General features: G+C 54.7%; 8 protein-coding genes. 1 reads left to right on the top strand and 7 read right to left on the bottom strand.

The window, feature by feature from the left end; genetic code table 11:
• The 7 genes from DW037_RS01850 to DW037_RS01820 form a co-directional block, all read right to left on the bottom strand.
• On the bottom strand, positions 1–1088 hold a 1088-nt coding region (locus tag DW037_RS01850; RefSeq protein ID WP_304999870.1), incomplete at its 3' end, for a glycoside hydrolase family 25 protein.
• A gap of 268 nt (positions 1089–1356) precedes the next feature.
• Positions 1357–3384 carry an N-acetylmuramoyl-L-alanine amidase family protein gene (locus tag DW037_RS01845; protein ID WP_117629114.1) on the bottom strand — a complete coding sequence of 676 codons (2028 nt, stop codon included), beginning with the start codon at positions 3382–3384 and terminating at the stop codon, positions 1357–1359.
• Positions 3385–3448: 64 nt separating this feature from the next.
• Positions 3449–4732 (bottom strand): hypothetical protein, encoded by a 1284-nt coding sequence (locus DW037_RS01840; protein ID WP_118372678.1) that lies wholly within the window; start codon positions 4730–4732, stop codon positions 3449–3451.
• A 485-nt stretch (positions 4733–5217) separates the two neighbouring features.
• Entirely contained in the window at positions 5218–6285 is a 1068-nt protein-coding gene (locus DW037_RS01835) for a glycosyltransferase (protein WP_117629112.1), read from the bottom strand.
• A 12-nt stretch (positions 6286–6297) separates the two neighbouring features.
• A complete protein-coding gene (locus DW037_RS01830) occupies positions 6298–7416 on the bottom strand; it encodes a glycosyltransferase family 2 protein (RefSeq protein WP_158551591.1) in 1119 nt (372 codons plus the stop codon).
• 74 nt (positions 7417–7490) lie between these two features.
• Positions 7491–8531: a glycosyltransferase gene (locus tag DW037_RS01825; protein WP_117629110.1), complete on the bottom strand. Its 1041-nt coding sequence runs from the start codon at positions 8529–8531 to the stop codon at positions 7491–7493.
• A gap of 6 nt (positions 8532–8537) precedes the next feature.
• A complete protein-coding gene (locus DW037_RS01820; protein ID WP_117629109.1) occupies positions 8538–9641 on the bottom strand; it encodes a glycosyltransferase in 1104 nt (367 codons plus the stop codon).
• A gap of 256 nt (positions 9642–9897) precedes the next feature.
• On the opposite strand from DW037_RS01820, the gene DW037_RS01815 reads away from it, so the two are divergent.
• Entirely contained in the window at positions 9898–10917 is a 1020-nt protein-coding gene (locus DW037_RS01815) for a glycosyltransferase (RefSeq protein ID WP_118372677.1), read from the top strand.
• Positions 10918–10941 lie beyond the last annotated feature (24 nt).

Here is a 10941-nt window from a genome sequence, read left to right as displayed (position 1 = left end):
TAGGGCACGCCGCCGACGGATACGGGGCCGCGCGCCAGCGCGCCGGAGCCCGTCGCGTAGTACCAGGTCCCGCCGTCGAGGACCCACCCGGTCGCCATGGCGCCGGACGAATTAAACCAGTACAGGGAGCCGTTGCACTCGTGAAGGCCGGTAGCCATGGCGCCGCCCGCGTCGGGCTCGAGCCAGTACCACGTGCCACTCTGAAACAACCATCCGGTATAAGCCTTGCCGTTGGAGGCTGCATAATACCAGGTGCTGTCAATTAGTTGCCAATGATAAAGAGAGACATCAACATACGCGTAGTTCATATCAACGTTGCCGTTGATTCCAGGGACTTTTCCGTTGCTCTTATACTGCCAAAAACTGTAATTGCCGGTATAGTCACATTGCGAGTTATATTGAGCAATCCAATGATCCCAAGAGCTACTCTTAAAAACAGAGTCAGTCAAAATGTTGTTAAACCAATTTAAATTTGCATAAATACCAGGCTCATATCCTGCGGCAGAAATCCTATTACAAAAAACCTGCGCCCTCGATGTAATTCCGGTTTGACGTCCATTTGCAATTATCGAGTTATCCTCAAGATCGTAATACACCGGCAATCTTGGATTATGCCCAGAAAGGCAATTGATCACCATTGATGCCTCATCAGCTGCCTGCTGATTATCAAAAGCATATGAATAGATATAGACGCCGTAGGGAATTCCGAGTCGCTCGCACTCAGAAATATTTCGATTAAATTGATAGTCAACTCGACCGCGGAAAGACGGAGCGCCAAACCCAACGCGCAGAATAGCGAAATCGATGCCAGAAGCTTTAACTGCGTCCCAATCAATACGCCCTTGGTGCTCGCTGACGTCAATGCCCTGAGCTGTAACCCCATCGGGAAGAGCGTCCATAGACAATAAAGCTATTCCGTCTTCTTCGGAAGAAGCATCATCTGCGACTAATTGTCCGTCCTCATAACGCCAAGAATTCTCAACCAGAGTCTGAGCAGCCTCTGCATCCGCAGGGCATACAAACATAGAAACGGGCGCAAGGAGCATCAACACCAACAATGCCGCAAACAACTTAAGATGTTTGTTCATGTAAACCTCGTCATTCGCTCTTGATTGCGTCTAGCTTACAGCATGGCTATGAAAGATTTCCGAACATCCAACGGAACAAGACACCATCTAGAAGGAAAATAAATTGCACGCGATGCTGCACTGTAAACAACTGCTCAACAGCAGGGAGGAAACTAGGGTTCAATATCCCAACTCAACCTCCCCAATAGAATAACGGCATCGAATTAGCTCTCAAACCAAATGTCGAAAAAGATGGGGCCCCGGGAAGGCCCCATTACTACTCAAAAATCTAACGAATCAGTATTACTTTCGATGGACCCAAAGCAGTCAAACCGGAGATGCGATTTCCATAACCATCACTATGCCAGAACAAATTTTCGCTCGGCGAATTGCCCCAGAAAAAGCCAATGTGGCTATCGTCCGCATATGGGTTGTAAGGATTGAAGAACACAATGTCCCCCTTACGAGCCAAACCACTACGTAACAACTCATCAATAGAGTTGAAATAAGTCACGTTCGCGCACGTATCGATAGCGTAGCCGTACCAACGATAAGCGTTTACGCAGCCGCCCCTTCCGGGACCTCCACTCCAAGGGGAATGGCTCTGCTCGGCGGCAATGGGAGCTAAATTACCGCCCGCCTTCATATATGCGTGTGATACAAATCCACCGCAGTTCATACCGGTATACCCATCCCAGCGAGGATCTCCCTTTGGATACATGCACGTTTCCTGGCTGAGATGTGTGTCGTAGCGTGTTCCACGGTAATAGCCATCGTTTTCGTGGCTCATAAGCCAATTGACCAGGCTGGACCTATTGACCCCCAAAACAGAACCAGACGTATTCAACCATGCACCGCTTGCATTGAAGTAGTAGTCGACGCCATCGATTTTCAGCCACCCGTTAGCAAACATAGCGCCCGAAGGCTGAAGCCAGTACCACGTGCCGCGGTCATTGAGCCATCCGGTCTTCATCTTGTACGTGGAAGAATCCATCCAATACCACGCACCGTTAACATATTGCCAACCAGACTTAAGGACACCATTGGAAGATGCGTAATACCAAGTATTGCCGCTTTCGTCAGAAGCGTCTTTCGGCATAAACCAACCAGATGCTACATTGACGGCGCCGTTTGCATCCGCATAGAAAACCGCGTCTCCAATATGAATCACACCTGGCAATGAAGACGAGTCGGTACGATCAGCGACTACGGGAGATCCATCAGATGTAGTAGGCAACGGCTCGCTCAGTGCTCCAGACGAATTCGCCCATGCCATACCGTTGCTCAAATTAATCCAGCACGAAGATGCCATCGCACCGGAATCATAAGAAAAATAGCGCGTGCTTCCTACCGCGAATTCACCAGTACGCATTGCGCCGGATACATCATCAAGGTAATACCAGGCGCTTCCGGACTTTATCCATCGTCCTCGTTGAATAGCTCCGCTTGATGCGGCGTAATACCAAGTGCCATCAGCAAGTGCCCAGCCCGTTGCCATGGCACCTGAACTCGTAAGGAAATAGGTGGACGAGCCCACTTGCACAAAGCCCGTGAGCATAATATGGCTTCCTGGATCCAAGTAATACCAAGAATTCCCTAGAAGTAACCAGCCTCCATGCAGTAAGCCGTTGGAGTCAGCGTAATACCAGTTGTTGTCAATAAGTGCCCACTGGGAGGATAGCATGGCCCCTGAACTGTTAAAGATATAAGGGGTGCCATTACATTCTTTCAACCCGGTGGCCATAGAACCGTCTGCATGATCAAGCCAGTACCAACGACCCCCATCTGAGAGCCAGCCTTTTACCATGGCGCCAGAACCGGAGAAATAACGCCAAGCAGAAGTGGAGCCCGTAGAATCTAGGTACCAGCCAACACGCATTGCGCCCGAAGAGGAGAATCCATAAGTCGCACCCCCGACTTGGACCAATCCATCCTGAGCCATTCGGCCTTCGTCGTCGAACCAGTACCAGCTACCGTTTATATGTCTCCAAGAAGAAACAGCAATTGTTCCGTCGGGCAAGCCCCAACGCCAAAAACCAGCCCCCTCTTCGGGCGATATCCACCCCTGATGCCAAATTATTTGATTCGAAACCTCAGAAGAGACCTCATTATCCACCTGAGAGTTCTGCTCAACGGCGAAGGTCGATTCGCGCTGAGCATCAACGCCTGACTCGACAGAAGCAATAGTAACGTTAGATGCGGGACCTTCGTCAGTGTTATTCGAATCAAGGGCGTATAACATCGAGGGCGAACCCAAAAGGAGCCCCAAAGAAACAAGGCCGGAAAAGACCAGCACCCCGAATGAGCATTTCTTCATAGCAGCACGGTATCCAATCACGCAGCGACCCCGTCACCTCAGGGCAACGGGGTCTCAATAAAAACTAACTCAGTAATGTGCTAGCCAATTTGCTGGCAGTTTTTGCACTCTCGTGAAGCACCACGCCTCTGGGCCTCCTGAATAGAGATCTGCGAATAGCCCTTTGCGTCCTTACCAACGGTACGGCACTTATGCGTATGGTAAACATTGCCATACCGTTCTTATACCAAACTAGGCCGTAGCCCGGAATCCACTTACCGTCCTCGCCGACATAATAGGAGCCGATCCAGGCATTCGTAGCCATGGCACCGGAAGACTGGAGGTAGTAGTCGCCGACCCAGGAGTCGTGGGCCATAGCGCCGGAACCGCTAAAGTAGTACCAGGCGCCGCCGATCTGACGCCAGCCGGTGGCCATCGCGCCGGAATCGTCGAACCAGTACCAAACTCCACCAACGTTGGCCCAAGAGTTGGAGACCATAGCGCCCGAACCTCCGAGCCAATACCACGTGCCGCCATTGCTGAGCCAGCCGGTTGCCATGGCGCCCGAACCGCTCGCATAGTACCAAGAGCCGCCTGCCAAGAACCAGCCAGTGGCCATTGCACCGGAATCGCCGAACCAGTACCAGGAGCCGCCCAGGCTGCGCCAGCCGTTAGCAACCATGGCGCCCGAACCATCAAGGTAGTACCACGTACTGCCAACGTTGAGCCAGCCGGTGACCATCGCGCCGGAGGCGTTAGCGTAATACCACGTCCCCGAATCGTCGACCCATCCGGTCAACATAACACCGTACTCGTTGAAATAGTACCAAGTTCCACCGATATTTTGCCAACCGGTCAACAACTCGCCGTTGGAAGTCGCATAGAGCCACTTTCCATAAATGGAGTCATAGATCCAGCCGCCATGCTGCATGCGGCCATCGGCGTTGGCGCCAGGGGTGTTCAGGAAGTAGTTCTTACCGTCAATTTGAACTCGGCCGTATGCCATATCATGGCTTTCGGGGTAGAAGTAGTACTTGTCCCCACCGATAGACTGCCAGCCCGAAACTGCGGTCCCGTCAGCGCCAAAATAGTACCAGACGGCTTCGTAATCGTTATGCCACTGGTTCGTGACCATGGCGCCAGTCCTGGGATCGAAATAGCGAAGGTTGCCGTCCTCGCACCGAACGAGTCCGGTCTGCATTAAACCATCTTTGTTGAAATAGTATGTACCTGCGGGACGTGATGTAACTCCAGAAGGATCGGTCCGCGAGGCGCTCTGATCGATAGAGTTTAAGCCTACTAGAAAATCTCTGTGAGCAGTCCCCCCGGCATTGCACTCGACGCTATACCGCGTAAGAGGGCCAGACATCTGTTCATTTTGAGTGCCGTTCCAACCGTCATATCCCCAGTAAGAAATCGGACGGTTATCGCCAACGCATCATTCCGTGGGCTCGTCTACCGAGGCGCTACCCCCTCCAACACCGCCAATAAGACCTGCTTTTGCGGTCAATGGAGCGCAAGTAAGGCAGGCAGTTGCAAATGCGGCCAGACCGAAAGCCTTTAGCCCGCGCCATCTCCTTCGAACGTCTTTCATAGAACATCCTTTCAACGAATCCGGCGGAATCTATATGTTATTTTTAAACTAACAACTGGTGAATTCAAGCGTTTTCAAGTCTGAAACCGAAATATATATTTGACTAGCCCCATTCGCCTCCACATTCAAATATGGCTAGAGCCCCGCTCTCACCCGGGATAAGAAGGCCCGCCCAACAAAACGCTCAGGCAGGCCACAGCAACGAACAGAATGTAGTGACGACGATGGTCTAGCAAGACAACAGACATGGCCGCTCCGATCTACAAATCTCTCTTTCCCAGGATATTCGCGGCCATGCGTTTGCACGCCCGAAGGAGCCCAGACCTAAATACGTCGTACTCAAACATGAGCCTCCTGCACGCACGGACGCTGGGCGCCTTGTTAGCACGCGCTGCGCGCACCATAGCAGCAACAGAAGGAGCACATCGCGTAAGCGCGGCATCGCTCCCCATAGCGGAACCAGCGAGCACCGTAGATACAGCGTCGAACACTTTGCCGCAGCCCGTACCCAGCAACCTTATTGCATCGTACAGCACCAAATCACACAGGAAGTATGCCAGGTCATCGACATGCTGCGTGTCAAGGCCATCTCGATGCCAGTCGGCCAACACCGCGGTATATATTTTCACATGCTCCAGCAGACGCGTCTCGTCGTCGTAGCGCATGGTGTCCATGAGCGAGCCCTTGCGCGCCACACGGTAGTCGTACAATTTGTTCGATATTAGCGTTGTTTTTCGCGAGCGACCATATATCGCCATTTCGAAAACTTGATCTTCACCATAGCTGATAGATTCATCGAACTGAATAGCGTTATTCGCCAGAAAATCACGTCTGCAGGCAGTCCGCCACACAAAGGGACGCGAATCCTCTTTAAACAATAATTCGAAACTATACCCATGAAAAGAAACGTCCCGAGGACTCAAAACCTGGTTAAGCCACGGATACCCCGCCTCCAGCGGATACGGATTCGCGCCAAAGGTCAAAACGTCGCAATCCTCACGCTCAAAGGCATCAACGATTACGCGGCACGCATCAGGCGTAAACCGGTCGTCGGAATCCAAAAACGCAACGACAGGCGCCGTGGACGCAGCGATGCCTGCATTACGGGCGCTCGACAGGCCGCCGTTCTCCTTATCGACCAGCGTAAAGCGCGCGTCCTTTTCGCAATAAGCAGCCGCAATATCGCGCGAACCGTCCGGCGAGCCATCGTTGACCAGCACGCCTTCCCAATCGGGCATGTCCTGTGCAAGCAGGGAGTCCAGGCACCAGGCCAGGCACTCCTCCACGTTATAGATGGGAACGACAATGGAAATCTTGGGGGTAGCCATAGTCACTCGCTCCTACTGTGCGGCCGGAACGTCGTCAGGGTGCGGGTTGTCGCCGTAGGTGCGCTGATACGTCAGCACGCGCCAGACCAGCGGCAGGCCGCCAATCTTAAAGTAATGCTTAAACGTATTGAGCTTGCCCGGCTTCTTAAAGTCAAAGCGCGAATCGATATAGGCGCGGGGCGACTTGACCATCAGGCGCAAGTCGGTCTCGCCACGCGGATCAAACAGCGACAGGTCAAAGCGACCGGCATCCCAATCGGCCTTGAGCTCGGACGAGGCTTTCTTCCAAAACTGCTCACGCAGTTCATCGACCAGACGCTCATCATTCCAACGGTACGTATCGACCTTCATGCGCATTAAAATGCCCTGGAGCTGAGCCTTGAGCTCGGGACGCTCGTCCAAAAAACGTTGCATCTCGGCATATTCGTCGCACACGCAAAACACCTTGTTAGGCGAATTAACGGAGCTCTTCTCGTTATCCTGGCGATAGCACAAAATGGGGTCCGTAATAAACGCGGCACGCTCGGCGCAAGCCCAAACCTTAAAGTTAAAGCCTGCGTCCTGATACGAGGCGCCCGGCGTGGGAAGGAACCGAATCTGATTGTCGTTGAGGAACTCGCGCCGATAGATAGCCGACCAAATGGAAGGTTTGCGGTAGAAGATGCCCGGGCGATCGACGGGGCGATACGCGGCGCCCGTCATATGCTCGTCGACAATCCCAAACAGCTCACGGCGCTCGCTGGGCGTGGACCAATACAGGTAAAAGTCGCCCTTTACCACATCGGCATGCTCAGCATCGGCCTTGGCGACCAGCTTTTGGAGCGAATCCTCAAACATAAAGTCGTCGGACTCAAGGATGCCCACGTACTCACCGCGCGCCATCTCCAGGCCGCGGTTCATCGAGTCGCCGTAGCCGCTGTTGGCTTTATCGATCATCTTTACACGGGGGTCTCGCTCCATGTACTCGCGGATGATGTCTGGCGAGCTATCGGTGGAGCCGTCGTTGATACAGATGATCTCGATGTCCTTGAGCGTCTGCACAACGGCGGAATCGAGGCACTCGCGTAGGTAGCGCTCAACATTGCAAATGGGGACAAGCAGCGAAACTTTAGGGGTATCAGAGTTCTGCAAGAGAACCTCCTGTTGGATAGCGTGTAACAGGGTTATTTTAGCAGCCGAGTTGCGGCGGGCGGCAGCGCCTGGAATTAGATAAAGCGCTCCAGGCAGGCTTTGAGACCGCGAGTCGAAAGATAGAACAGCGTGGCGTCTGCCATTGAAACGCCCGAGGTCGCCGCAACGAGCTTGTGGGCAACACGTCGAACGGCGCCCTTAGCAGGCATATCCGCCCACTCCGTTCCCAAAAACGTCGTGAGACCCATGTTGACGCGAGCCGCCACGTGATGGAAACCATCGGCATCCAAGCGCGCCAGGTCGAACACAATAAGGTCCAAAAACCAAGTTATCAGCTCGCCGGGGCACAGGTCCAAAAGATCGTAGGCCGCCCAGTCCTCCAAGACCTCCTCGAGCATCCTCATGTGGGCGTCAAGCTTTTTGGCGCGAGCCTCGGCACTGTTGAACTCGTGCGTCGCCGATTCGCTCTCCATCACGTAGTGGTAGAACTTGTCCGGCATGACGACGATCTTGCGGGCAAGCGCATAAGCCGCAAATTGGAAGACGACGTCCTCGCCCAAAGCCAAACCGGGGGCGAAGCGAATGCCTTCGCGATTGAGCAGCTCGCGCGAAAAAGCCGCACGACAGGCATAGGGCTGCGCATTCGAATGGAACAGCAGTTGGGGATCACGGGCGCCGAAGGTACCGGCTTTGGGGCTCATGAGTTGCTGGACGCGTTTGGGGGCAGCATCGGCAGGTTCACAAACACCGCCAAAAACGGCGGCCTCGGCATCTGCAGACTCCATGGCATACAGCACGCGCTCGACCGTCTGGGCATCGATGTAATCGTCGGCGTCCACAAAAAAGACGGTCTCGCCCTCGGCGGCATCGATACCGGCATTTCGAGCACACGAGACGCCCGCGTTTTCCTGGTCAATCACCAGTACGCGATCGTCGGCCTGCGCGACCTGGCGCAACACGTTCAACGAATCATCAGTCGAACCGTCGTTGACGCAGACAACCTGAATCGAACGCTCGGACTGAGCCAACAGCGAATCGAGGCATCGCTGAATGGAGCGCGCAGAGTTATAAACGGGGATGACAATGGTAGCTTTAGGACACGAGGCCTCTCCCATGCCAACCTACCCCCTCAGCGATTCGATGAGGAAGGCGGCGACCACGCCTGGGCCTCCAACCGAGGCGTAATACTTAGCACGCCCCAAGGCACCATCCGTCGCAAAGCTCGGATGCTCGTCAACCCAGCCCTCAGGATCTTTGAGGATGGCAGCGAGGTTCGCGCGCTTCCACGGCTTGAGATCGTCAAGCGAAAACTCCCCCGCGTCCAAGGCCGCCTGAAATTCCTTGGCCATCTGAACCAGGAACTCCTTATAGAACTTAGGCGCCAGGCGCACGTAGTTCCACATATACGAATCGTACTTAATGAGCTGATTGAACTTGAGCATGCGCGCGACGTCATCACTTGCGTGGTCACGGGCATAATCCTCTCGAATCCAACGCTCGATCTCGGCATACTCGGTATTGACGCAAAAGACCTTAGCCGAAGAATTGACCGAGGAATTCTCGTTGTCCTGGCGATACGACAGCACGGCATCGTGCAGGTAAACAGCCTTATCGGCGCACGCGATCACCTTAAAGGCGAATGACGTGTCCTGAAAGGATGCCCCCGGAGTCGGCAGGAACGTAATGCCGTTGCGCTCAAGAAAATCGCGACGGTACACGGCCGACCAAATCGATGGCTTTTGCTTAAAGAACTGCGTCGTATCGCTCGGATGCACTGGCTTGCCACAATCCTGAGGTCTAAACATCTCGTGCAGCGAACGGCGTTCCTCGGGCTTAGACCAGTAGAAATCAAAGTTCGCCTTCGCAAAGTCGGCATTATTGCTATCGGCGGCCGAGACAAGCTTTTCGAGTGCGTCGGACGCCATAAAGTCATCGGACTCCAAGATGCCAACGTACTTGCCACGCGCCATCTCCAGACCGTGGTTCATCGAGTCGCCGTAGCCGCTGTTGGCCTTGTCGATCATCTTGACGCGCCTATCGCGCTCCATATACTCGCGAATAATCGCCGGCGAGTTGTCGGTCGACCCGTCGTTAATGCAGATGATCTCAATATCCTTGAGCGTCTGTGCCAGGGCGGAATCGAGACACTCGCGCAGGTAGCGCTGAACATTGTAAATGGGAATAAGCAGCGACAGAACAGGGCTGCCAGAGACGTTAGTAGACAAATGTGCTCCTTAGGAAATACCTGTCGTTTCATGGTATCAAAGGGTCAGCGCGCCAGCGGGCGTTTATATAATCTATGGAGCCTCTTGCGGGCAAAGTAGCCGCACGTCATGCGGCGGGCCCGTGGCAGGTTCCTGCGTTTTATTCAAAGCTTGCCGTCAAGGTGCGCCGAGCCTTTACAATAGGACAGTCCCAAGGACGTATTCGATAGCTTCCGCGCAGCGCTCGCGCGCCGCGCGTGAAAGGATATATTGCCCCATGCCTTCAACCCTTCCCGCTCCCATCGATAAGCTCGCCATCGTCGTCGTTACGTACAAGCGCCAGGAACTCCTGGCTAACTTGTTCGGCTCCATGACCGAGCTCACGGCAACGCCCTGGCGCATCGTGATTGTAGATAACGAGAATTCGCGCGAGACCGAGGCCATGTGCGCCGCATTCAACGAGCGCCTGGCCAACCTGTGGGGCATCGACACCGAGCAGCCCGACGCGCAGGGCGGAACCGACCGTGTCATCTACGCCCCGCAGCTCGAAAACGGCGGCGGTGCGGGCGGCTTCTCCGCCGGCACTAAATGCGCCTACGACCTGGGTGCCCAGTGGTTCTGGGTCATGGACGACGACGTGCTCGTCATCCCCGAAGGCATCGAGCGCTTGGCCAAATGGACCGACCGCTACGATGTTATCCAGGGTTCGCGCCTAGACTTCGACGGCGGCGCCTTCTTTTGGCAGTACCAGCTCATCCTTTCGCTCGGCATTCCTAACCCCGTCGCCAAGTGGGACTTGGGCCCCGAGGGCTATCGCGCCATGAACCAGCTGTGCTTTGAGGGCGGCATGTTCTCGCGCCGCGTGGTCGACAAGATCGGCCTGCCCGATGCGCGCTTCTTCATCTACGGCGACGATGCCTGCTATGGCTACGTGGCCAGCCAGCACTTCCCCGCCGCCGTTGTTGCCGACGTGGTGCTCAAGCGCGCCCGCGCTGTCTCTAACTGGGACATCGCCGGTAAGCGCCAACTCAACTCCACGAGCGACACCAACCGCTACTACATCATGCGCAACCGCGGTTATCTGGCCCGCTACATGCAGATCTATGGCGACTATCACCCCATGCTGTTCCGTCTGGGCAACGCCGCGACCTTCTGCAAGGAGTTCATTCGCCTGGCCGCCGTTGACAAGTGCTTTAAGACCGGTATTCCGGCGCTGCGCCGTGGCATGAAAGACGCCCGCAAGATCGTCAAGGACCCCAACTGGAAGCCCATGCCGCCCCTGAAGGACGCCGAGTAACGGAAGCCGGAAACACCTTGGTGC

This window comes from Collinsella sp. AF39-11AT (genome assembly GCF_003474585.1).
Taxonomy (GTDB): Bacteria; Actinomycetota; Coriobacteriia; order Coriobacteriales; family Coriobacteriaceae; genus Collinsella.
This window is presented reverse-complemented; position numbering and strand designations above follow the sequence as displayed.

Excerpts from the sequence above, each read along its gene's own strand:
- DW037_RS01835 (WP_117629112.1), bottom strand. The coding sequence starts at position 6,285 with ATGGCTACCCCCAAGATTTCCATTGTCGTTCCCATCTATAACGTGGAG.
- DW037_RS01845 (WP_117629114.1), bottom strand. The coding sequence starts at position 3,384 with ATGAAGAAATGCTCATTCGGGGTGCTGGTCTTTTCCGGCCTTGTTTCT.
- DW037_RS01825 (WP_117629110.1), bottom strand. The coding sequence starts at position 8,531 with ATGGGAGAGGCCTCGTGTCCTAAAGCTACCATTGTCATCCCCGTTTAT.
- DW037_RS01840 (WP_118372678.1), bottom strand. The coding sequence starts at position 4,732 with ATGTCTGGCCCTCTTACGCGGTATAGCGTCGAGTGCAATGCCGGGGGG.
- DW037_RS01815 (WP_118372677.1), top strand. The coding sequence starts at position 9,898 with ATGCCTTCAACCCTTCCCGCTCCCATCGATAAGCTCGCCATCGTCGTC.